We start from the raw sequence: 22,112 nt of genomic DNA on the forward strand, positions 1-22,112 counted from the left end.
GCCTTATTCTTCGCGAATACCGGAAAGTTCTGCACGGGAGAGCACCAGACGGGCGCGTTCAATCACCGGACTGTCGACCATCTTGCCGTTAAGGGAAACGACGCCAAGACCTTCGCGGGCGGCGGCTTCTGCGGCTTCAACGACCAGACGCGCATGGGCGACCTCTTTACGCGTCGGCGCATAAAGGTTGTGCAGCAGCTCTATCTGGCGGGGGTTGATCAGTGACTTACCGTCAAAGCCCAACTGTTTAATGTGGGCGGCTTCTTGCAGGAAACCGGCTTCGTTGTTGGCGTCGGAATAGACGGTATCGAAGGCCTGAATGCCGGCGGAACGCGCAGCCTGCAAAATGGCGCAGCGGGCGAACAGCAGTTCGGTGCCTTCCGGAGAGCGTTCGGTGCGCAGGTTGCGAACATAGTCTTCCGCGCCCAGCGCAATCCCGATCAACCGTTCAGAGGCGTGGGCGATTTCTACCGCGCGGGTAATACCCAGCGGCGATTCCACGGCGGCTAACAGGCCGGTACTGCCCGGTTCGCGACCGCAGGCGTTTTCAATGCGCAGAATTTCGTTTTCGATATCAATGACGTCCTGCGCGGTGTCGGTTTTCGGTAAACGCACCACGTCCGCGCCGCCGCGCACGACCGCTTCCAGATCGTTGACGCCCCATTCGGAGTCCAGCGCATTCACGCGGACGATGGTTTCGACGTCACGGTAAAGCGGGTGTTGCAGCGCGTGATATACCAGACGGCGCGCCGCGTCTTTTTCGCGTAATGCAACGGAGTCTTCCAGGTCGAACATCAGCGCGTCGGACGGGTAGATAAACGAATTGCTCACCATCGCCGCGTTGGCGCCCGGTACGAATAACATACTGCGGCGGGTGCGGGTTTTACGTTGTTGCAGAGAGGCGGAAATCATTGGCGATCCTCCCAGGGCAGAGCGGCAATACCGCTGGCGCGCGCCAGTAGCGTTTCCAGTCGGGCGCGCAAAATGCAGTCCAGAGCGCCTTTATCATCGACGTTCAGTTGTACGCCGCGCACGTCGTAGCGAGAAAGCACCTCCAGGATGGTGGCGCGAATGGCCTCGCCAAACTGTTTTTCAACGCTACTGTTGATTTGCAGGTCAATATCCTGCGTATCGAGCGGCGCAATGCGTATCATCACATCGCCGGACTCAAGCGTGCCTGCGACGGCTAGCTGGTTTATTTTCATTTTTCACCTGTTGCTAATACGGGGGACTTTTGACGGGCTGCCGCGCTGCCCGGATGGCGTTCGACCATGCCCTGCAAATAGCGCAGGGTGGCGTCGGGAACCAGCGGCGCGATAGCCGTGAGATCGTGTTTAACCAGCAGCTTGCGTACCCAGGAGGCGGATATCGGCGTCTCCTGGAAGCAAAGCCGCTCTATTTCCACCAGCGTAATGGGTGGGGCGGGAAGCGTTGGCGTCTCCAGCCAGAAACGCATATCAAGGTTGTACTGGGCGGTAACGGTGCAAAACGGCTCTGTACCGACAAAGCGGTGTGTGATGCCAAGCGCGGGCGCCAGATACTGGCGGAAAATCTTCAGGTCGATTTCGGTATAACAGTGATTAATGACGCTCTGCTCTTTAATGAAATAGCAGGGGAACGTCGCACGAGAAATAATGTATTCGGAGCCGCGGTGAACGGTTAAGCGCGGGATATCGGTAGTCCCTTTAAGGACCAGATCGAGTCGGTCCTCATAGGGAAAGCGTGACGTATCTTCTTTGACCAGGAACAGATGCAGCCAGTCGCACTGCGCAGCCGCCTGTTGGATCAGATAGCGATGGCCGTTCGTGAAAGGATTGGCGTTCATCACAATACAGCCAATTTTCTTTCCCTCGTGACGTAATGTCGCCAGCGATTCCGCATACCGTTTCAACCGGGTCGCGCTATTTTCCATTAAGACCATCACGCCGGGGACGCTGGCTATCGTCGAAAAGCTGCACTGTTTAAACAGCGCTTCGTATTCCGTTTTGGTATAAATAAAAAGATGGGTGCAGTGCCGTTCCCAGGCGAGATTAATCAATTCCGTCGCCAGCGTTAACGCTAAGCCTTCGCCGCGTACTGATTCGCTAATGGCCACGCATTTAATGATATTTCCGGCAATACCGCCGCAGGCAATAAGACGGTCATCACGGCTGACGGTAATAAACACTTCTACAGTGGTATCGACGCTTAAATCATTCTCTTTGAGAAAGTGAGCGATCTCCGCCATTTTTTTATTTTCAGAGCGTTTTACCCGAGTGAATACATTATTGCCAAACATAGTAAGAAATATCCTGGTGATATGCTTGTTGCCGCTTTTCTGTATATGTTGCACTGTGTTGCAACTTGATAACTTTTTCTTTTCAGTCAGAGTGGGAGTATTTTTATAACGAGTTATTTATTTTTCTCTCTGACGTATACATCGTAAGGAGTATTTTGGCGGTAAATTTTGATTTATTTCACAAAGCGTTAGATGGTTTTTAAGTGTTTTATGGTTTTAAGTTTTTTAATTAATTTAATCGCCATTCCGGCGATGGGTTTTAGTTGTTTAATTGATTTAATGTGGGGAATCTGTAACGATTGGTTTTTATAGGCTTCAAGATGCTGAAAACATTTTTATTACATTTGCGATAAATCTGCAGAGAAATACCCATAAGGAACCTTAATGTCCTATCAGAAAAATAAAAAGCTGTTTCCTTTTTTTCGGCAACTCGCGTTTCCGTTACGTATTTTTCTGCTCATTCTGGTGGTTTCTGTTTTCATCGTGGCAGCGTTAGCACAATATTTGTCTGCCAGTTTCGAAGATTATCTGGCGTCCCATGTTCGTGATATGGCGATGAATCAGGCAAAAATTATTGCTTCTAACGACAGCATTATCGCCGCCGTAAAAAACCGGGACTATAAACGCCTGGCGATAATTGCGAATAAACTGCAGCGCGGGACGGATTTTGACTATGTGGTGATAGGCGATCGCCACTCGATCCGGCTTTACCATCCGAATCCGGAAAAAATCGGCTATCCCATGCAGTTTACGAAACCCGGCGCGTTGGAAAGAGGAGAAAGTTATTTCATTACCGGTAAGGGCTCAATAGGGATGGCGATGCGCGCCAAAACGCCTATCTTTGACAACGAAGGCAACGTGATCGGCGTTGTTTCAATTGGCTATCTGGTCAGTAAAATCGACTCCTGGCGGCTGGACTTCTTATTACCGATGGCGGGGGTTTTTGTCCTGTTGCTGGTGGTATTAATGCTGCTTTCCTGGTTTTTCGCCGCGCATATCCGCCGACAAATGCTGGGCATGGAGCCGAAACAGATTGCGCGCGTGGTACGCCAGCAGGAGGCGTTGTTTAGCTCGGTTTATGAAGGTCTGATCGCCGTTGATCCGGAGGGACATATCACCGCGATTAACCGCAATGCGAGAAAAATGTTGGGGCTGCCGTCGCCGGGGCGTCAGTGGCTGGGCAAGCTGATAGCGGAAGTCGTCAATCCGGCAGACTTTTTTACCTGCCAGATCGCAGAAAGACGCCAGGATGTGGTGACCAACTTCAATGGCCTGAGCGTCATCGCCAATCGTGAGGCTATCCGTTCCGGCGAAGAGCTGCTGGGCGCTATTATTAGTTTTCGCAGCAAAGATGAAATCGCGACGTTGAACGCGCAGCTAACCCAGATTAAACAGTATGTTGAGAGCCTGCGCACGCTACGCCATGAGCACCTGAACTGGATGTCGACTCTGAACGGCCTGCTGCAAATGAAAGAGTATGATCGGGTCAGAGAGATGGTGCAGGGTGAGTCGCAGGCGCAGCAGCAACTTATTGATAGTTTACGCGGCGCCTTCGCCGATCGTCAGGTGGCCGGTTTGCTGTTTGGCAAAGTTCAGCGCGCGCGTGAACTGGGGCTCAAGATGGTGATTGTTCCCGGCAGCCAGCTACATCAACTGCCGGAGGGGCTGGATAGTACGGAGTTCGCCGCCATCGTCGGTAATCTGCTGGATAACGCGTTTGAAGCGAGTTTGCGTACACAAGAAGGCGACAATACCATCGAACTTTTCCTGAGCGACGAGGGCGACGAGGTGGTGATAGAGGTCGCCGACCAGGGCTGCGGCGTTCCTGAAGCGCTGCGGGAAAAAATTTTTGAACAGGGCGTAAGTACCCGAACCGACGAACCCGGTGAGCATGGTATCGGGTTATATCTGATTGCAAGTTATGTGGGGCGCTGTGGCGGGGTCATTACACTGGAAGACAATGATCCTTGTGGCACCTTATTTTCTTTATTCCTTCCGAAAGTGAAAAAAAACGATGACAGAACCATTAACCCTATTGATCGTTGAGGATGAAACGCTGCTGGCGGAGATGCACGCAGAATATATCCGCCATATTCCTGGCTTTAAGCAGATATGGCTGGCGGGCAATCTGGCGCAGGCGAGAATGATGATTGACCGGTTCAAACCTGGATTAATTCTGTTGGATAATTATCTGCCGGATGGGAAGGGGATTACGCTGCTGCATGAATTAATGCAGTCGCGCTATCCTGGCGGCGTCGTGTTTACGACCGCCGCCAGTGACATGGAGACGGTAGCGGAAGCGGTACGTAGCGGCGCGTTTGATTATCTGGTTAAACCTATTGCTTATGAACGTTTAGGGCAGACGCTGACCCGTTATCAACAGCGCAGACGTATGCTGGCGAGCGTGGATAGCGCAAGCCAGAAGCAGATAGATGAAATGTTCAACGCCTATGCGCGCGGCGAACCGAAAGGGGATTTGCCGACAGGTATTGATGCCTTAACCCTTAATGCGGTGATGAAGTTGTTTGCCGATCCAACCGTACGCCACACGGCTGAAACGGTCGCGCAGGCCTTAACGATAAGCCGCACCACATCCCGACGCTACCTGGAATATTGCGCGAGTCAGCACCTGATTGTCGCAGAGATTATTCATGGCAAAGTGGGCAGGCCGCAGCGTATTTACCACGGCGGCTAAGCCTGGTTTAAGATGCCGGGGCGATGTTTTCCCTCGCCCCGGCTTACCGGCTATCAGCCGCCGGTAACGGCGGAAGAGGCGCCTGGCACCATAATTTCCGTGGCGATAATGACGATCAACAGACCGACGATGACTGGAACGGACGTGCGCTTCACCACTTCAAACGGTGATATTTTAGCCATCCCGGCGACAGCGACCACGACGCCGGAGACCGGCGAAATCGTGCGCCCCAGGTTTGAGGCTTGCAGCATTGGGATGGATAAATAGGCTGGGTTGATGCCGGAGGAGTGCGCCAGTTTAGGGATCATCTCAACAAAGGCGTAAAAAGGCGCATTGCCTGAACCGGTGGTCATCGCAGCCAGCATGGTTAAAATCACTAAGACCAGCATCAGAATAATGCTGGCGGAGCCAAAAGAAGTGGCAATCGAGATCAGGCTTTGGATAAAGCCAATGGTGCTCAGCCCCTGGGCGAAAACGCCCGCCGCGACCAGCAGCATCACGACGCCGGCAAACGCATCCGCCATGCCGCGATAAGCCACTTCCAGGCCGGAAAACACATTTTGCGTGTTGAAGCCGCGCACGAATTCCAGCACGGCGGCCAGCAGCATACAGATCACCAGGATGGTAATAATGTGCAACTGCGGCCCCCATTTACCGTCAAAAATCAGTACGCCGATAATGGGCGTGAACGGCAAAAGGGCATAAAACGCCGGGGCCGTGGTGGTAATCTCCGCAACGTCCAGCATCTCATGTGAAATGTTCTCTTTTTTATCCAGATAGCGTTGCCAGAAAAAGTGCGCAATCGCCATACCGATAATTGCGGCGATGGAAATCGGCAGCGTGGTTTTGAACGCGAAATCGATTAACGGCATCTCCGCCGCTTTTGCGGCTAAAACCACATCGCCAGACGTTGGCGAGAGGATGATGGCGGCCGGAGAGGCGCAAATAGCCGCCGCCGCGCCGCGGCTAATGCCGACGTTGACCATCACAGGGAAGAGAGTAGCCATGAGCAGTACGCCAAGCCCCGTCGCGGAAGAGACGGCCAGCGACATCAGGCAGGCGACAAAATAGGCGGCAATCATCAACAGGTAGGGTGAGTTTATATACTGTAAAGGTTTCGACGCCAGCTTCACGACCATATCATTCGCGCCGATATGCGTCATATAAGCGGCAAAGCCGCACAGCATCATGATCATCATGCCAAGATCGCCGCCGCGACTCATGAGCAAAATTTTGATGTATTCAACAATATCTGTTGCGGTATAGCCGGTACTGGTTTCGCTGGCAGGTAATACCTTATGCCCCATCAGCGCGCTGATAATAAGCAGAACCAGACCGCCGACAAATAAAACGCCAGTGGCGGAATATCCCTTAATGATGTAGCGTGCTACACCCACAATAACGACGACTCCGATAAGGAGTTCTATAACTGTTAGCATTGTTTCCCCTGTCTTATCGACACCCAGAGTAAAAATAAGAACCACAAAAGTGGTATAAAAATGTACCGAATAAAGGATGGCGCCTTACTGATTAAAATCACGGCGCGGTTATTTTTTCATGTCATCGCTAAAGATGAAATATGTTTATACGAATTTTCTGTAGCGCTATAAGTATTAATTTATTGTTATTTTATTGTTTTATTTGTTGTGCTTTGTTTTGTGTTTTTTGTGAAAGCTTATTAAGGAGCGCGTGACGGTTCTGAGTGCTAAATCAAACGCCGTTAACCCGATACTCTCTCAGATTATTCTCTGTTTATAGTTTGTTAAGATTTTATTCAGGTTAATGTTGTTATTATCACAGTCGAATTTTTGAACGGTATGTATGTTGCGATGATCATCAGAAAGTATTTTCTTATTATTGCTCTCCTTGTTATGCCATGGCTGGCTATTCCTTCAGTCTCTGCGGCGGATAAAGGGTGGTTTAACACGTTTACCGATAACGTCGCAGAAACGTGGCGACAGCCTGAGCATTATGATTTGTATGTCCCCGCCATTACCTGGCATGCGCGCTTTGCCTACGATAAAGAGAAAACGGATCGCTATAACGAGCGGCCGTGGGGCGTTGGTTTTGGTCAGTCGCGCTGGGACGACAAAGGCAACTGGCATGGCCTCTATATGATGGCCTTTAAAGATTCATTTAACAAATGGGAACCCATAGGCGGTTATGGCTGGGAAAAAACCTGGCGACCGCTGGAAGACGATAATTTTCGTCTGGGACTGGGCTTTACCGCAGGCGTTACCGCGCGCGACAACTGGAATTATATTCCCATCCCTGTACTGTTGCCTTTAGCGTCGATAGGCTATGGTCCCGCTACCTTTCAGATGACCTACATTCCGGGTTCGTATAACAACGGAAACGTCTATTTCGCCTGGATGCGTTTCCAGTTTTGACGGGGAAGGGCATGCTTCAGTTGTGAATAAAAAAGCCTTAAAAAACAATAAGTAGACAGGGTTAGCTAAAAATTAACGCGATATTTATCACTTTTTCGCAAAGTTCGACTGGACAAAATGCATCACAATTGTTGTACTGGTATCCGACACAGCATTTGTGTCTATTTTTCATGTAAAGGTAATTTTGATGTCTAAGATTAAAGGTAACGTTAAGTGGTTTAATGAATCCAAAGGATTCGGTTTCATTACTCCGGAAGATGGCAGCAAAGACGTGTTCGTACACTTCTCTGCAATCCAGACCAATGGTTTTAAAACTCTGGCTGAAGGTCAGCGCGTAGAGTTCGAAATCACTAACGGTGCCAAAGGCCCTTCCGCTGCAAACGTAACTGCGCTGTAAGCATACGTCCGACAGCAAGATTTCAAAACCCGCCCTTTCGGCGGGTTTTTTTTGCGCTTAACGCGCCGCTGCGGCGGAAAATAGCCAGAATGCCAGCGCCGTCATGGCAAACGAACCCAACAGGTTAATCAGCACATTCAGCAGCGCCCAGCCAAAGCGCCCCTCTTGCAGCAAGAATACCACTTCAGCAGAAAAAGTAGAAAAGGTCGTCAGGCCGCCGCAAAAGCCGGTCGTAATGAGCACTTTCCACATCGGATCGATATGTGTCATGCGGTTAAACCAGGCGAACCCCATGCCGATAATAAACGCGCCAAGCAAATTTGCTGTTAGCGTACCGATGGGAATCGCCTGATGAAGCGGATTAAAACGCATACTTAGCATCCACCGGGCTACGCTCCCCGTTCCACCGCCGATAAAAACTGCTAAAAGAAGCTGTAACACTGCCGAATCCTTTATTTAATTGCTATACAAGAGGAGTGTAACGCCGAACACGCATAATTGGCGAGTCCTGACAGAGGTGTGGGAGGGGATATGTTCGTTGCAGCCGGGCAGTTTGTGGTGAGTTCTGTATGGGAAAAGAATGCGCAAGTTTGCGTTTCGTTAATGGCTCAGGCGGCGGGCCGCGGCGTATCGCTTCTGGTGTTGCCTGAGGGGATATTAGCGCGAGATGACATCGACCTTGACCTGCCGATTCGCGCCGCGCAGCCGCTGGATGGCGCGTTTATGACGCGGCTTCAGGAAGAAAGCGCTCATAATAATATGACGACGATATTCACTATCCTTGTCCCGTCAACGCCTGGACGGGCGGTTAATATGCTGGTGGCGCTACGGGCGGGTCACATTGTCGCGCGTTACGCGAAGCTGCATCTCTATGATGCGTTTTCGATGCAAGAATCCCAAAGTATTGATGCCGGAACCGTTATCGCGCCTATGCTGGACGTGGAGGGGGTTAAGGTGGGGCTTATGACCTGTTATGACCTGCGCTTTCCGGATATGGCGTTAGCGCTGGCTTTACAGGGGGCTGACGTATTGGCGCTGCCGACGGGCTGGGTTCGCGGCCCGTTGAAAGAGCAGCAGTGGTCGACGCTGCTGGCGGCGAGAGCGCTGGATACCACCTGCTATATGATTGCGGCCGGGGAGTGTGGTAATCGTAATATTGGTCAAAGTCGTATTATCGATCCGTTGGGGGTAACGATAGCCGCGGCAGCCGATCGTCCGGCGCTGATCGTCGCGGAAATATTCAGAGAACGAATAGACCAGGTGCGGGAGCAACTTCCTCTTTTGCAGCAACGACGATTTGCGCCACCGCAATTATTATGATGTTTTTTTACGCAAAGCTTGATTCACCTTGTTACAGATTGCTATTGTGTGCGCGCGTCGAAAGACCGTTAATATTCTCAGGTTAATCCGGCGCGTTACGCAGCCTGTTTTTAGTGAAGAAGGTATCTATGGGTGAGATTAGTATTACCAAACTGCTGGTGGTTGCCGCACTGGTTGTTCTGCTGTTTGGTACCAAGAAGTTACGTACGCTGGGCGGAGACCTGGGCACGGCGATTAAAGGATTCAAGAAAGCAATGAACGATGAAGACGCGGGCGTTAAGAAAGACGTCGACGGTAGCGTTCAGGCTGAAAAACTCTCGCATAAAGAGTAACAGCGCGATGCGCTTGCTCCGCAGAGTAAAAAAACCGGCGAGTTGCCGGTTTTTTTTGCCTGAAATGTAAGCGTCTATTACACGATCATTTCACTTCCATGCCTTTGGCCTGGAGATCAGCATGGTACGAAGAACGTACAAAGGGGCCACAGGCGGCATGGGTAAAGCCCATCGCCAGGGCTTCCGCTTTCATCTCGTCAAACTCTTCCGGGCTGACATAACGCTGTACCGGCAGGTGATGGCGGCTTGGCTGTAGATACTGACCAAGCGTCAGCATGGTAACGCCGTGACGGCGTAAGTCGCGCATAACCTCAATGATTTCCGCATTGGTTTCGCCTAAGCCCACCATCAGACCCGATTTTGTCGGAATTTCCGGGTGCGCTTCTTTGAAGCGTTCCAGTAATTTCAGCGACCAGTTGTAATCGGCGCCCGGACGAACCTGGCGGTAAATACGCGGCACGTTTTCCAGGTTGTGGTTAAACACATCCGGCGGCGTCGCGTTAAGGATATCCAGCGCGCGATCCATACGTCCACGGAAGTCTGGCACCAGCGTCTCTATTTTTATCTCCGGGCTTTTGGCACGGATGGCAGTGATGCAGTCAGCAAAATGCTGGGCGCCGCCGTCACGCAGATCGTCACGGTCGACAGAGGTGATGACCACATAGCGTAGCGCCATGTCGGCGATCGTTTGCGCCAGTTTCTGCGGCTCTTCCGCATCCGGCGCAACGGGGCGGCCATGGGCGACATCACAGAACGGACAGCGGCGAGTGCAAATGGCGCCAAGGATCATAAACGTAGCGGTGCCGTGGTTGAAACATTCAGCCAGGTTTGGGCAAGACGCTTCCTCGCAGACAGAATGCAGGCCATTTTTGCGCATTGCGGCTTTGATGCCCTGGATACGGGTAGAATCCGCCGGAAGTTTTATTTTCATCCATTCCGGTTTACGTAGTAGAGCGTCGCGCTCTGTGACCACATTTTTAACCGGGATAAGAGCCATCTTATCGGCATCGCGGTATTTTACACCGCGTTCCATCACAATGGGTTTACTCATAGCGTGCGTGTTCCAGTTGCGAATAACGAAGGAAAGCGTTTCAATTCAAGGGAAAGTTGTATTTATCAACTATTTTTGAATTTGTGACACGCAGTATATCATTGATAAGGGCCATAAAGCAGCCTGACAGCCCGGCAAAATGTAAAATAGTTGTTGTTTTGTGCTGTTTGCCCATATCTTCCGTGACCTGAATGCAACATTTTTGTCAGAACGCCTCACGAATGATATCAATGACGTTCTCCAGCACCGGATCGCGCAGACTCAGTTTATTGTAATGCAGCGAGAACTCGACCTGTTCACTATTCACCGGCGCGTAGGGAAGGCGTTCAAGCGGCCAGCAGCGGCTAAATAAGTCGTAGAAGCGGGTGGGCATCAGTCCCAGCAGATCGCTGCTGGCGATCAGCGAGGCAATGGTAAAAATATTGTAGCTGCTAAAACTGATTTGCTGATCGGGAAATGTCTCCTGCAGTCGCTGGCGCAGTAGGGAAAGATGTTGTCCCTCCAGCATCAGAAAGGTGTGATCCGCGCTGTTCAGTCTCTCTTCAGTAATGGCGTTCGCCAGACATGGGTGATGCTGGCGGCAGACAATCTCAAGCGTATCGCTAAACAGGACGTGATGCTGGATGCTCCGGTTGTTATAGCTATGGGTATTGATAATGAGATCGGTCTGAAACTGACTAAGCTGGCTTTCGGCATCGTCTACCGGAATGTTGCGCAGCAAAAGCTGAGGATAACGCGGCCTGATGGCCTGGTAAATAATCGGCATCACTAGCGCGCCGACCGAAGGCGTCGTGCCAATTGTAATGGTACGCTGCTTATCGTAGCTGCCCGTAAGATCCAGGGCGCCAAGAATAGATTCCAGCCCCTGGCTGATGTATTCGTGCAGATGCGTAGCATACGTCGTGGGCGTTACGCCCTGGCCTTTGCGAATAAACAGCGGATCGGGAAATATAGTCCGTAATTTTTGAATGGACTGGCTGATGGCTGACGGCGTCAGGTTAAGAATTTTCGCGGCATTGACGATCCCTTTATGGACATATACGGCCTCGAAAATCGTCAACAGATTGAGGTCAATATTTCTCAGTGTTCTGAAAATTTGCGGTTTGTCTTGTAGATGTTGATCGGCCGGTTGTCTTTCTGCCTGATTATTATCACTCACGCTCTGGCTCCGAATTCATTCGTATTATGAATAATAGATGAAATAGTATATTTTGCATTTATGAGTTGGTTTTAAAATTACTCTTATGAATGTATTTTAAGTCATTTCAATAAGATAAGTAACAGCAAGGCCGGGATTTTGTTCACGGAAAATTCCTCATCATGAGGACTGAAGAGGCCATGCCGCCTGGCGGCTACAGCAGGGATATAACGAAAATATAGAAAGCGGGGGGAGAAGTAAAGCATTCAAATCATATATGATTAATGACCCATAAATTTCTTGGGCCATTATATTTTACGCATTAAGCAGCAATATATTCATACGATGGATTATTTAGCAGAGCTAAAATATTCGCCAGCAAGCGGGGCGCAATATTATCCGTGGTAGCGTCTTCTTTCCACTGTGTTATTTTGGCCATTTCCATGCCGGCATAACCACACGGGTTGATGCGCAGGAAAGGAGAAAGATCCATGTTAACGTTTAGCGCTAAACCGTGGAATGAGCAGCCGCGACGGATACGTAAACCCAGCGAGCAGATTTTCTTTTCACCCACATAGACGCCCGGCGCATCGGCGCGCGGATGCGCCTCAATACCAATTTCAGCCAGCGTATTCACCACGGTCTGTTCAAGTAGGGTGACTAAATCACGCACGCCCAGTTTACGTCGTTTCAGGTTAAGTAAAACGTACATTACCTGTTGGCCCGGACCATGATAGGTCACCTGTCCTCCACGATCGCTCTGCACAACGGGAATATCGCCAGGCATCAATATATGTTCCGCTTTACCGGCCTGGCCCTGGGTAAACACCGGGTAATGCTCAACCAACCAGATTTCATCATGGCTGTTTTCATCGCGCATATCGGTAAAGTTATGCATGGCCTGAGAGATAGCTTCATAGGGCTGAAGGCCGAGCTGGCGGACAAGGATTTTATCCTGATACAAAACGGCATCTCCGTAGAGAATGAAAAAAGAGAGGAAAGTATATCACAGCGGGGGAGGCGGGGAGTTACCCGGATAAGACCGGGTAACCGTCTGGATGTATTACAATACCATTCGCACGATATCAATATTGCCCAGTTCTTCGTACAGCGTTTCAACCTGTTCAATATGGGTGGCATTAATGGTGATAGAGACCGAGTGGTAGTTGCCTTTGCTGCTCGGTTTTACCGTCGGAGAGTAATCACCAGGCGCATGGCGCTGTACCACTTCAACCACCTGATCAACCAGCTCAGGTAACGCCTGCCCCATTACTTTGTAAGTAAATGGCGTAGGGAATTCAAGCAGTTCGTTAAGTTTGGTTTTCATGTCAGCTCCGGCATTACGTAAAAAAAATAACAACTCCCGCCACAGGGCGGGAGTTTTACTGATGCATAGTATATGGGGACGAAAATCACACTTTCAAGCGTTCAATTTTTATCCAAACCAGTGATGGAACATTAATTTAATGTAATCAATGATTTTACCGAAGAAGTTCCCTTCCGGGATCTCTTGCAGTACGACCAGCGGACGCTGCTCGATGGTTTTACCGTCCAGCTGGAAGTTGATGGTGCCGACCACCTGGTTTTTCTGCAGCGGCGCGTGCAGTTCTGCGGTATTCAGTACATAGCTCGCTTTCAAATCTTTCATGCGACCACGAGGGATCGTCAGGTAAACGTCTTTATCGACGCCCAGCGAGGCGCGATCGGTATTACCAAACCAGGCGGGTTCAGAGGCGAACTCTTTACCAGCCTTCAGCGGATTAACGGTTTCAAAGAAACGGAAGCCCCACGTCAGCAGTTTTTTGCTTTCTGTTTCACGGCCTTTATAGGTTCGTCCGCCCATTACGGCGGAAATCAACCGCATCTGGCCTTCGGTTGCGGAAGCGACCAGATTATAGCCCGCTTTGCTGGTATGGCCGGTTTTGATGCCGTCCACATTCAGGCTGTTATCCCACAGCAGACCGTTACGGTTTAACTGGCGAATGCCGTTAAAGGTGAACTCTTTTTCTTTATAAACGGCATATTCGTTAGGCACATCGCGAATTAACGCCTGACCAATCAGCGCCATATCGCGAGCTGAACTGTATTGTCCGTCGGCGTCCAGGCCGTGTACGGTCTGGAAGTGGGTATTTTTCAGCCCTAACGCGTTCACATAGCTGTTCATCAGCCCGACGAAAGCATCCTGGCTACCGGCGGCGAAATCAGCCATCGCCACACAGGCGTCATTACCGGATTGCAGATTGATGCCGCGTATCAACTGAGAGACCGGTACCTGCATTCCCGGTTTGAGGAACATCAGCGAGGAACCTTTAAATACCGGATTGCCGGTGGCCCAGGCGTCATTACCGACGGTAACCAGGTCGGTTTCTTTAAATTTACCCGCTTTCATTGCCTGTCCGATGACGTAACTGGTCATCATCTTCGTCAGACTAGCCGGGTCGCGACGTTCGTCGGCGTTTTGTTCCGCCAGAACTTTGCCGGAGTTGTAGTCGATCAGGATGTAGGATTCCGCATCGATCTGCGGAACGCCCGGGATCATAGTTTTGATATTCAGGTCATCGGCATGTGCGGTTGAGATAAACGCGGCACAAAGCGCCGTGGTGAGCGCCATGCGCTGCATAAAACGAGCGGAAAAAGTGGTCTTCATGGTCTGAACTACGACGTCCGTGATGAAATTAAAAAAAGAGCCCTACTATAGCAAAAGCATAACTGGCAGGCATCTGACTTTCCGCGTGACTTTGTTAATGTCATTTACAGAAATTGACAGTACAGATACCTGCGATCGGTTACTGCGCGCTGGCGATAAAGGACTGTAATTGTGCTTCTGTTTGCAAACGTTGCTGTAATGCGCTGGCTTCGGCTTTACTGGCAAAAGGCCCCAGTTGAATACGCCAGACCGCGCCGTTTTGTATTACGCGCCCTGGTACACTGAACTGCTGGCTTAAACGCTGTTGGTATTGCTGCGCACGCGTTTGATCGCTGACGGCGCCGACCTGGACGACGAAACGACCGCTCGCCGCGGCGGCAGGCGCGCTCACCGGGGCAGATACCGGGGCTGCGGCGGCAGGCGCGCTCACCGGCGTCGCAGTCGCTGGAGCCGTCACTGGCGCGGAAACCGGCGCTGGCTGTGGCACCGGCGTCGGTTCATTACTCTCCAGCACGCCAGGCGCCAGCGTGGTCGGCGCGCCGAGGAAGCCGCTGCTGCTCACCGGCGCGCCGGTGGTATCGTCACTTTTCAACGTGGCATTGCTGACTGGAAGAACGTCGCCTTGCGGTTGCGCAGGCACTGAAGAGGCGCTTCCCATTCCGCCGCTTAAATCAGGGCGCGGGGGCAGAGCGTAGGTCTGTTTCGCCACCGTCGTACAGGCCATCCCCGGGCCGGAGAGCGAACCATCCGGCGCTACGATAATGGGGTCAATCCGTACTTTAGTATTATTCGAGGTATTCAGACGATCCGCCGCCGCGCGGGACAGGGAGATGACCCGATCGGTGCCATAGGGGCCGCGATCGTTAATACGCACGACGATCATGCGACCGTTGGCCAGGTTGGTGATTCGCGCATAGCTGGGGATAGGCAGTGTCGGATGGGCGGCGGTAAGCTGCATCGGATCGAACATCTCCCCGGAGGCGGTTAAATTACTGCCGGGTTCCGCATCATAAATAGCGGCCAGGCCAGCCTGGCTAAAGCGGGACGGGTCCTGAACGATTTTATAACTTTTACCGTCACGCTGATAATCCTGGTTTGCGGTCGGATTCAGAGGTTCATAACGCGGTTCCGCTCCGCTGATTTCCACAGTCGGACCATTACATACCGCAGGTTGCGGCGCGACGGTGGTTTGCTGCTGACCGCCGTCATTAGTACATGCCGCGAGTAGTACTATCCCTGCCGCGACGCAGATTACAGGCAACTGCTTACGCATTGCGCACCCCTTATACGCTTTTCGACAACATTTTTCTGTGGGTGTGGATCGACATCACAATCCCGAACCCGGCCATCAGCACAATCAGTGCGGAGCCCCCGTAGCTGACCAGGGGTAAAGGTACTCCAACCACAGGCAGAATACCGCTCACCATACCAATATTTACGAAGACATAAACGAATAATATTAACATTAATCCGCCAGCCATCACGCGACCAAATGTAGTTTGCGCTCTGGCGGCAATCCACAAGCCGCGCATTATTAGCAAAATATAGAGCGCGAGCAGAATCAGGATGCCCACCAGACCGAGCTCTTCCGCCAGTACCGCGAAGATAAAGTCGGTATGGCGCTCGGGTAAAAACTCCAGCTGCGACTGGGTGCCGTGGAGCCAGCCTTTACCGCGCAGGCCGCCTGAGCCAATGGCGATTTTAGACTGAATAATATGATAGCCCGCGCCCAGCGGATCGGTCTCCGGATCAAGGAGCATCATAACGCGCTGGCGTTGGTAATCGTGCATCAGGAAAAACCACAAAATAGGAATAAATGCAGCGATCAATACAATGGCGACCCCAATTAAGCGCCAGCTCAGACCAGACAAAAATAGGACAAAGAGACCGGAAAGGGCGACCAGAATAGACGTCCCCAGGTCCGGCTGGGCGGCGACCAGCAGGGTAGGCATAAAGATTAATACCAGGGCGATGGCGGTATTTTTCAGCGAGGGCGGGCAGACGTCACGGTTAATAAAGCGGGCGACCATCAGCGGCACGGCGATTTTGGCTATTTCCGAAGGCTGAAAGCGAACGATTCCCAGATCGAGCCAGCGCTGCGCGCCTTTGGATATTGCGCCGAAGGCATCAACGGCGACCAGCAAAATGATACAAATGATATAGAGATAGGGCGCCCAGCCTTCATACACGCGCGGCGGGATCTGCGCCATCACCACCATAACCACCAGCCCCATCGCAATCTGACCGATTTTACGCTCCATCATGCCGATGTCCTGGCCGCTGGCGCTCCAGATGACCAACGCGCTGTAAACCAGTAACGCCAGCAGAATGAGTAGCATCGTGGGATCGATATGAATTTTATCCCAGAAGGTTTTTTTGTTCGGATTATCCGTCATGATTATTGGTCCTCCGCCGCTGCAACCACCGGGTTTTCCGCAGGCAAATGGGTGTTGTTGTCGCCCAGCATGATGTGATCAAGGATTTGGCGCATGATCGTGCCTACTGCCGGGCCTGCGCCGCCGTTTTCAAGGATGATCGCGACGGCGACCTGGGGATTGTTATACGGCGCAAAGGCGGTCATCAATTTATGGTCGCGCAGGCGCTCGGCGATTTTATGCGCATTGTACGTTTCGTTGGCCTTCAGGCCAAAGACCTGCGCGGTGCCCGACTTCGCCGCGATTTTATAGGGCGCGCTGGCAAAATATTTATGCGCCGTGCCGTTAGGGCGGTTGGCGACGCCATACATGCCATCTTTCGCAATTTCCCAGTAGCCGGAGTGAATATCGCCCACCGGCGGCTCATGCGGCTGTACCCACGGCACCTGTTTACCGTTTTCCGCGGTGCTCATTAACAGGTGCGGGACTTTAACTACACCGTCGTTAATAAGGATCATCAGCGCCTTACTCATCTGAATCGGCGTCGCTGTCCAGTAGCCCTGGCCGATGCCCACCGGAATCGTATCGCCCTGATACCACGGTTTTTTAAAGCGTTTCTGTTTCCACTCGCGGGTCGGCATATTACCAGAGCGCTCTTCTGCGAGATCAATTCCGGTATAGTGACCATAGCCGAACTTACCCATCCATTCTGACAGGCGATCGATCCCCATGTCATAGGCCACCTGATAGAAGAAGGTATCCGCCGACTCTTCAAGGGATTTGGTGATATTCAGATGCCCGTGGCCCCATTTTTTCCAGTCGCGGTAGCGTTTCTCAGACCCCGGCAACTGCCACCAGCCAGGGTCGAAAAGACTGGTGTTACGGGTGATGACGCCAGCGCTTAACGCCGATACGGCGACGTAAGGCTTAACGGTAGAAGCGGGTGGGTAGACACCCTGAGTCGCGCGGTTCACTAATGGCGTGTTCGGGTCGTTAAGCAGCCCGGAGTAATCTTTGCTGGAGATGCCATCCACGAAAAGGTTAGGGTCGTAACTTGGCATGGAGACCAGCGATAGCACGCCGCCGGTACGCGGATCGGTAACAATCACCGCCGCGCGACTGCCTGCCAGCAGCGTTTCAATATACTGCTGGAGCTTGAGATCCAGCGTCAGGTAGATATCGTGTCCGGCCTGCGGCGGCACCTCTTTAAGCTGGCGAATAACGCGGCCGCGGTTGTTGACTTCAACCTCTTCATAACCGGTTTGCCCATGCAGAATATCTTCATAGTAGCGCTCAATGCCCAGCTTGCCGATGTCATGGGTGGCGGCGTAGTTCGCCAGTTTGTTTTCTCTGTCGAGACGCTCGACGTCTTTATCATTGATTTTCGATACGTAGCCGATAACGTGGGTCAGCGCCGATCCGTATGGATAATAGCGGCGTTTATAGCCTTTGACTTCGACGCCCGGAAAACGGTACTGGTTGACGGCAAAGCGCGCGACCTGAACTTCCGTCAGGTTTGTTTTCACCGGAATAGAAGTAAAGCGATGGGATCGGGCGCGCTCTTTTTTAAAGGCGGCGATATCGTCGTCGTTTAAATCGACCACACTGCGTAGCGCATCCAGCGTTTGCTGAACGTTTTCCACCTTTTCCGGCATCATTTCAATCTGATAGATAGTGCGGTTCAGCGCAAGGGGAATGCCGTTACGGTCGTAGATTATCCCGCGGCTTGGCGCAATTGGCACCAGCTTGATACGGTTTTCGTTCGAGCGGGTCTGGTAATCGGTAAAACGGAGAATTTGCAGATTATACAAATTGGCGATCAGTACGCCGGTCAGCAGCAAAATACCCGAAAAGGCGACCAGCGCCCGACGCACAAACAGTGCGGACTCAGCCGTATAGTCACGAAAAGAATTTTGTCGTTTCATCCGCTGCTTAATCTTCTCAAGACTTCACGATCACTCACGGTGATAAGGGTGGTTGGTTGTGATGCTCCACGCCCGGTACAAACTCTCCGCGACCAGAACCCGAACCAGCGGGTGAGGGAGCGTTAACGCCGAGAGCGACCAGCTCTGTTCCGCTGCCGCTTTGCAGGCGGGAGATAATCCTTCCGGGCCGCCAATCAGCAAACTGACGTCGCGCCCGTCCTGTTTCCAGCGCTCCAGCTCATTGGCTAACTGCGGCGTATCCCACGGCTTGCCTGGAATATCCAGGGTAACAATGCGATTCTTACCGGCGGCGGCCAGCATCTGCTCGCCCTCTTTGTCGAGAATGCGTTTGATATCCGCGTTCTTGCCGCGTTTGCCCGCAGGGATTTCAATCAGCTCAAAGGGCATATCTTTCGGAAAACGACGCAGATATTCCGTAAATCCCGTTTGAACCCAGTCGGGCATCTTCGTGCCGACAGCGACAAGTTGCAGCTTCACGCATTAACTCCAGAGTTTTTCCAGTTCATACAGGCGGCGACTTTCTTCCTGCATGACATGCACAATCACATCGCCCAGATCGACGACAATCCAGTCAGCCGCATTTTCGCCTTCGACGCCCAATGGCAGCATACCGGCCGCGCGCGACGACTGCACCACGTGGTCGGCAATAGACATAACGTGACGGCTGGAGGTGCCGGTACAAATAATCATACAGTCGGTGATACTGGATTTACCCTGAACATCTAAGGCGATGATGTCCTGACCTTTCAGGTCATCAATTTTGTCGATAACAAAATCCTGGAGTGCTTTACCCTGCAAGTTTTCCCCCTGGGTGAATAATTGCGTTATAACGATAGAAAAAAGGCCAACAGGCTGGACCGGTAAGGCGTTGCGAGTTAACGCTAACCTTCCGGCGGGACGCCGTGTAGTATACCTGAATTAGCAGCGATACCGGGACTTATGTCGCCGGATCGGCGTTTAAAACCAGATTATCATCCCATCCCACGTCACAGAAAGCATCGCCATTTTTGTAAAACAATTTCTGCAAAGCTCTGCAAGGTGAAAAAAGCCTGGCTGCGGAGAATAACAGCCTGTCGGGGGCTGTCAATGGGCGAAACCGCTGCGGCGAGAAAAAACGGAAAATTCATCACTCAGGCCGCCAGACGGCACGACTATTTAATACTTTCAGGGTGGCGAACCCTTCGCATATGTCGATTGCGCTCCAGCATCCCTGTTCTACCCGGAAATGCCATAGCGAGGCGGCGGGCATTGCGAGCAGACGGGCAATCAACAGGCTGAGTACGCCCTGATGGCTGACGATCAGCAGGTTCTGGCAATCGCTAAACGCGTCGAGTCGCGAGATAAAGCGCTCTACGCGCCGGATAAAAGCCTGAAAACCCTCGCCATTGGTCGGAACCGCATTCTGCCAGTCCGTACACCAGGCGGCATAGCTTTCGGCATCTTCATGGGTGAGGTCGCGGTGATGGCGCATTTCCCAGTCGCCAAAGTACATCTCATTAAGCTCAGGTAAGATGTGTTGCGGCACATCCCGGCCCTCCAGTACGAGCCGGGCGGTATGGCGCGCGCGCTCCAGCTCGCTGCATAACACCCTGTCAAATGGCGCGTGGCGCAATAAAGTATGTAGCGTTTTCGCCTGGCCAATCCCTTTTTCCGTTAACGGCGTGGGAGCATGTCCGCTATACAACCCGGCGACATTGGCCTCGGTTTCGCCATGACGCACCAGCCACAATCGCATGGTATTCCTCATGAGGTTAAATGCGCAAAACATGATAATGCCCCTGATTGCGCAACGTTTTTTTCACTAAAATAGCGTTTTTTGGCCGGAGGCATAATGGCGTTATTCAACAGCGCGCATGGCGGTAATATTCGGGAAGCCGCGACGGTGTTGGGCATCTCGCCTGACCAGTTACTGGATTTTAGCGCAAACATTAATCCGCTGGGTATGCCTGTCAGCGTGAAACGCGCGCTTATCAACAATCTGGACTGCATTGAGCGCTACCCGGACGCCGATTATTTTCATTTGCACCAGGCGCTGGCGCGTCATCATCAGGTGCCGGCATCGTGGATACTGGCGGGAAATGGCGAGACGGAGTCAATCTTTACCGTGGCGAGCGGTCTTAAACCGCGTCGTGCAATGATTGTCACGCCAGGTTTCGCGGAGTATGGCCGGGCGCTGGCGCAAATTGGCTGTGAAATTCGTCGCTGGTCTCTACGCGAAGCGGATGGCTGGCAGCTTACCGATGCCATTCTCGAGGCGTTGACGCCCGATCTGGACTGCCTGTTTCTGTGTACGCCCAATAATCCTACCGGCCTGCTGCCGGAGCGGCAGTTATTACAGGCCATTGCCGATCGCTGCAAATCGCTGAACATTAACCTGATCCTTGATGAAGCGTTTATCGATTTTATTCCGCATGAGACGGGCTTTATTCCTGCTCTTAAAGATAATCCGCATATCTGGGTGCTGCGTTCGCTGACCAAATTTTATGCCATTCCCGGCCTGCGGTTGGGATATCTCGTCAACAGCAATGACGCGGCGGTGGCGCGGATGCGTCGCCAACAAATGCCGTGGTCGGTTAACGCGCTGGCGGCGCTTGCCGGTGAGGTAGCGTTACAGGATAGCGCCTGGCAACAGGCGAGCTGGCATTGGTTACGGGAGGAGGGCGCCCGGTTTTATCAGGCGCTTTGTCAGCTCCCCCTGCTGACGGTCTATCCCGGGCGGGCAAACTATCTGTTGTTACGCTGTGAGCGAGAGGATATTGATCTGCAGCGGCGGTTGCTGACGCAGCGGATTTTAATCCGTAGCTGCGCTAACTACCCGGGGCTGGACAGCCGCTATTATCGTGTGGCGATACGCAGCGCTGCGCAAAACGAGCGTCTGCTGTCGGCGCTGCGCAATGTGCTTACCGGTATAACCCCTGCTGATTGATGTAGTTCAGCACGTTTTCCGGCAACAGATCGTCGCAGGATTCGCCTTTTTCCAGCCGTTCGCGGATGAGGGTTGCGGAGATATTAAGCCAGGGCGTTTCCGCCAGGTAAATTTTACCGGCTGGCAACTGGTGCAGATCGTCCGGCGTATGGGTCAGATGCTGTTCCAGCCACTGCTGGTGTTGCGCCTGCGTCATTTCAAGGGGATAGCCCGGACGACGACAAACGATCAGGTGAGTGTTATCAAGGATGGTGTCGTAATCATGCCAGGTGGGGAAGTTAAGCAGCGAGTCCTGGCCGATAATAAACGCCAGCGGCGCTTCGGGACCCTGTTCTTCGCGCCATGCTTTCAGCGTTTGCGCAGTGTAAGAGGGCGCGTTTCGCTGTAGCTCGCGTTCATCCAGCGTAAAAAGCGGCTTATCGGCGATAGCCAGCTCCAGCATATATTTACGCTGCGCGCTGGAGGCTTCCGGCTGGGGGCGATGCGGCGGCACATTGTTAGGCATAATAATCACCCGCGATAAGCCGATCAGATTCGCCAGCGTTTCAACAGGTTTAAGATGTCCATAATGCACCGGATCAAAGGTGCCGCCGAATAAAGCCTGTAACGATTTCATA

The 22,112-nt window shown here is 52.3% G+C and carries 24 protein-coding genes; 7 read left to right on the forward strand and 17 right to left on the reverse strand.

Annotation, left to right across the window (positions count from 1 at the left end; translation table 11 throughout):
* Nucleotides 1-3: 3 nt before the first annotated feature.
* Genes ACLD4F_RS12580 through citC form a run of 3 tightly spaced genes read right to left on the reverse strand, consistent with a single transcriptional unit; the run spans nt 4 to nt 2,278 of the window.
* The gene (locus ACLD4F_RS12580) at nt 4-912 is read right to left on the reverse strand and encodes an aldolase/citrate lyase family protein (RefSeq protein ID WP_079944451.1); all 909 of its coding nucleotides are present in this window, start codon (nt 910-912) and stop codon (nt 4-6) included.
* Nucleotides 909-1,205, reverse strand: a complete 297-nt coding sequence (gene citD, locus ACLD4F_RS12585) for a citrate lyase acyl carrier protein (protein WP_000700679.1) — start codon at nt 1,203-1,205, stop codon at nt 909-911. The genes ACLD4F_RS12580 and citD overlap by 4 nt, the downstream gene beginning before the upstream one ends.
* On the reverse strand, nt 1,202-2,278 hold the full coding sequence (gene citC, locus ACLD4F_RS12590; RefSeq protein WP_000467874.1) for a [citrate (pro-3S)-lyase] ligase: 1,077 nt from the start codon (nt 2,276-2,278) through the stop codon (nt 1,202-1,204). Before citC ends, citD begins: the two co-directional genes overlap by 4 nt.
* A 384-nt stretch (nt 2,279-2,662) precedes the next feature.
* Between citC and dpiB the strand changes: the two genes are divergently transcribed.
* Nucleotides 2,663-4,324, forward strand: a complete 1,662-nt coding sequence (gene dpiB / locus ACLD4F_RS12595) for a sensor histidine kinase DpiB (RefSeq protein WP_079945110.1) — start codon at nt 2,663-2,665, stop codon at nt 4,322-4,324.
* Complete coding sequence (dpiA, locus tag ACLD4F_RS12600) at nt 4,293-4,973, forward strand: two-component response regulator DpiA (protein WP_000138781.1); 681 nt, start codon at nt 4,293-4,295, stop codon at nt 4,971-4,973. Before dpiB ends, dpiA begins: the two co-directional genes overlap by 32 nt.
* Before the next feature lie 53 nt (nt 4,974-5,026).
* Here dpiA and dcuC read toward each other — a convergent pair whose 3' ends face one another.
* The gene (gene dcuC, locus ACLD4F_RS12605) at nt 5,027-6,412 is read right to left on the reverse strand and encodes an anaerobic C4-dicarboxylate transporter DcuC (protein WP_000958619.1); all 1,386 of its coding nucleotides are present in this window, start codon (nt 6,410-6,412) and stop codon (nt 5,027-5,029) included.
* 378 nt (nt 6,413-6,790) lie between these two features.
* Between dcuC and pagP the strand changes: the two genes are divergently transcribed.
* Both pagP and cspE read left to right on the forward strand, forming a co-directional pair.
* Nucleotides 6,791-7,363: a lipid IV(A) palmitoyltransferase PagP gene (gene pagP, locus ACLD4F_RS12610; protein ID WP_000289055.1), complete on the forward strand. Its 573-nt coding sequence runs from the start codon at nt 6,791-6,793 to the stop codon at nt 7,361-7,363.
* A 187-nt stretch (nt 7,364-7,550) separates the two neighbouring features.
* The gene (cspE, locus tag ACLD4F_RS12615; RefSeq protein WP_000034826.1) at nt 7,551-7,760 is read left to right on the forward strand and encodes a transcription antiterminator/RNA stability regulator CspE; all 210 of its coding nucleotides are present in this window, start codon (nt 7,551-7,553) and stop codon (nt 7,758-7,760) included.
* Between the two features lie 57 nt (nt 7,761-7,817).
* On the opposite strand, the gene crcB is transcribed toward cspE, so the two are convergent.
* Nucleotides 7,818-8,201, reverse strand: a complete 384-nt coding sequence (crcB, locus tag ACLD4F_RS12620) for a fluoride efflux transporter CrcB (RefSeq protein WP_000939753.1) — start codon at nt 8,199-8,201, stop codon at nt 7,818-7,820.
* A gap of 90 nt (nt 8,202-8,291) precedes the next feature.
* Between crcB and ACLD4F_RS12625 the strand changes: the two genes are divergently transcribed.
* Nucleotides 8,292-9,080: a deaminated glutathione amidase gene (locus ACLD4F_RS12625; protein ID WP_079944449.1), complete on the forward strand. Its 789-nt coding sequence runs from the start codon at nt 8,292-8,294 to the stop codon at nt 9,078-9,080.
* A 128-nt stretch (nt 9,081-9,208) separates the two neighbouring features.
* Nucleotides 9,209-9,412, forward strand: coding sequence for a twin-arginine translocase subunit TatE (gene tatE / locus ACLD4F_RS12630; RefSeq protein ID WP_000503938.1), 204 nt, complete (start codon nt 9,209-9,211; stop codon nt 9,410-9,412).
* A gap of 85 nt (nt 9,413-9,497) precedes the next feature.
* Here tatE and lipA read toward each other — a convergent pair whose 3' ends face one another.
* From lipA to ACLD4F_RS12685, 11 genes are all read right to left on the reverse strand, one after another.
* Nucleotides 9,498-10,463 (reverse strand): lipoyl synthase, encoded by a 966-nt coding sequence (lipA, locus tag ACLD4F_RS12635; protein ID WP_000042640.1) that lies wholly within the window; start codon nt 10,461-10,463, stop codon nt 9,498-9,500.
* Between the two features lie 205 nt (nt 10,464-10,668).
* Nucleotides 10,669-11,622, reverse strand: a complete 954-nt coding sequence (locus ACLD4F_RS12640; protein ID WP_001282817.1) for a YbeF family transcriptional regulator — start codon at nt 11,620-11,622, stop codon at nt 10,669-10,671.
* A gap of 301 nt (nt 11,623-11,923) precedes the next feature.
* A complete protein-coding gene (gene lipB / locus ACLD4F_RS12645) occupies nt 11,924-12,565 on the reverse strand; it encodes a lipoyl(octanoyl) transferase LipB (protein WP_000284011.1) in 642 nt (213 codons plus the stop codon).
* A 99-nt stretch (nt 12,566-12,664) separates the two neighbouring features.
* Nucleotides 12,665-12,928 (reverse strand): DUF493 family protein YbeD, encoded by a 264-nt coding sequence (gene ybeD, locus ACLD4F_RS12650; protein ID WP_000850547.1) that lies wholly within the window; start codon nt 12,926-12,928, stop codon nt 12,665-12,667.
* Between the two features lie 108 nt (nt 12,929-13,036).
* On the reverse strand, nt 13,037-14,248 hold the full coding sequence (gene dacA, locus ACLD4F_RS12655; RefSeq protein WP_000858711.1) for a D-alanyl-D-alanine carboxypeptidase DacA: 1,212 nt from the start codon (nt 14,246-14,248) through the stop codon (nt 13,037-13,039).
* A gap of 139 nt (nt 14,249-14,387) precedes the next feature.
* Complete coding sequence (rlpA, locus tag ACLD4F_RS12660) at nt 14,388-15,521, reverse strand: endolytic peptidoglycan transglycosylase RlpA (RefSeq protein ID WP_079944448.1); 1,134 nt, start codon at nt 15,519-15,521, stop codon at nt 14,388-14,390.
* Between the two features lie 10 nt (nt 15,522-15,531).
* Entirely contained in the window at nt 15,532-16,644 is a 1,113-nt protein-coding gene (mrdB, locus tag ACLD4F_RS12665; protein WP_000131713.1) for a peptidoglycan glycosyltransferase MrdB, read from the reverse strand.
* A gap of 2 nt (nt 16,645-16,646) precedes the next feature.
* A complete protein-coding gene (gene mrdA, locus ACLD4F_RS12670; protein WP_411010867.1) occupies nt 16,647-18,548 on the reverse strand; it encodes a peptidoglycan DD-transpeptidase MrdA in 1,902 nt (633 codons plus the stop codon).
* Between the two features lie 30 nt (nt 18,549-18,578).
* The gene (gene rlmH, locus ACLD4F_RS12675; RefSeq protein ID WP_000776107.1) at nt 18,579-19,046 is read right to left on the reverse strand and encodes a 23S rRNA (pseudouridine(1915)-N(3))-methyltransferase RlmH; all 468 of its coding nucleotides are present in this window, start codon (nt 19,044-19,046) and stop codon (nt 18,579-18,581) included.
* Between the two features lie 3 nt (nt 19,047-19,049).
* Nucleotides 19,050-19,367 (reverse strand): ribosome silencing factor, encoded by a 318-nt coding sequence (gene rsfS, locus ACLD4F_RS12680; protein ID WP_001161670.1) that lies wholly within the window; start codon nt 19,365-19,367, stop codon nt 19,050-19,052.
* Between the two features lie 328 nt (nt 19,368-19,695).
* Entirely contained in the window at nt 19,696-20,304 is a 609-nt protein-coding gene (locus tag ACLD4F_RS12685) for an adenosylcobalamin/alpha-ribazole phosphatase (RefSeq protein WP_108638711.1), read from the reverse strand.
* A 96-nt stretch (nt 20,305-20,400) separates the two neighbouring features.
* Between ACLD4F_RS12685 and cobD the strand changes: the two genes are divergently transcribed.
* A complete protein-coding gene (gene cobD, locus ACLD4F_RS12690) occupies nt 20,401-21,495 on the forward strand; it encodes a threonine-phosphate decarboxylase CobD (protein WP_411010868.1) in 1,095 nt (364 codons plus the stop codon).
* Here the strand turns inward: cobD and nadD are convergent.
* Nucleotides 21,470-22,111, reverse strand: coding sequence for a nicotinate-nucleotide adenylyltransferase (nadD, locus tag ACLD4F_RS12695; RefSeq protein WP_001518902.1), 642 nt, complete (start codon nt 22,109-22,111; stop codon nt 21,470-21,472). The genes cobD and nadD overlap by 26 nt on opposite strands.
* Between the last annotated feature and the right edge of the window lies 1 nt (nt 22,112).

Source organism: Salmonella sp. 741265050_HSA (genome assembly GCF_046569445.1).
GTDB lineage: Bacteria > Pseudomonadota > Gammaproteobacteria > Enterobacterales > Enterobacteriaceae > Salmonella > Salmonella enterica.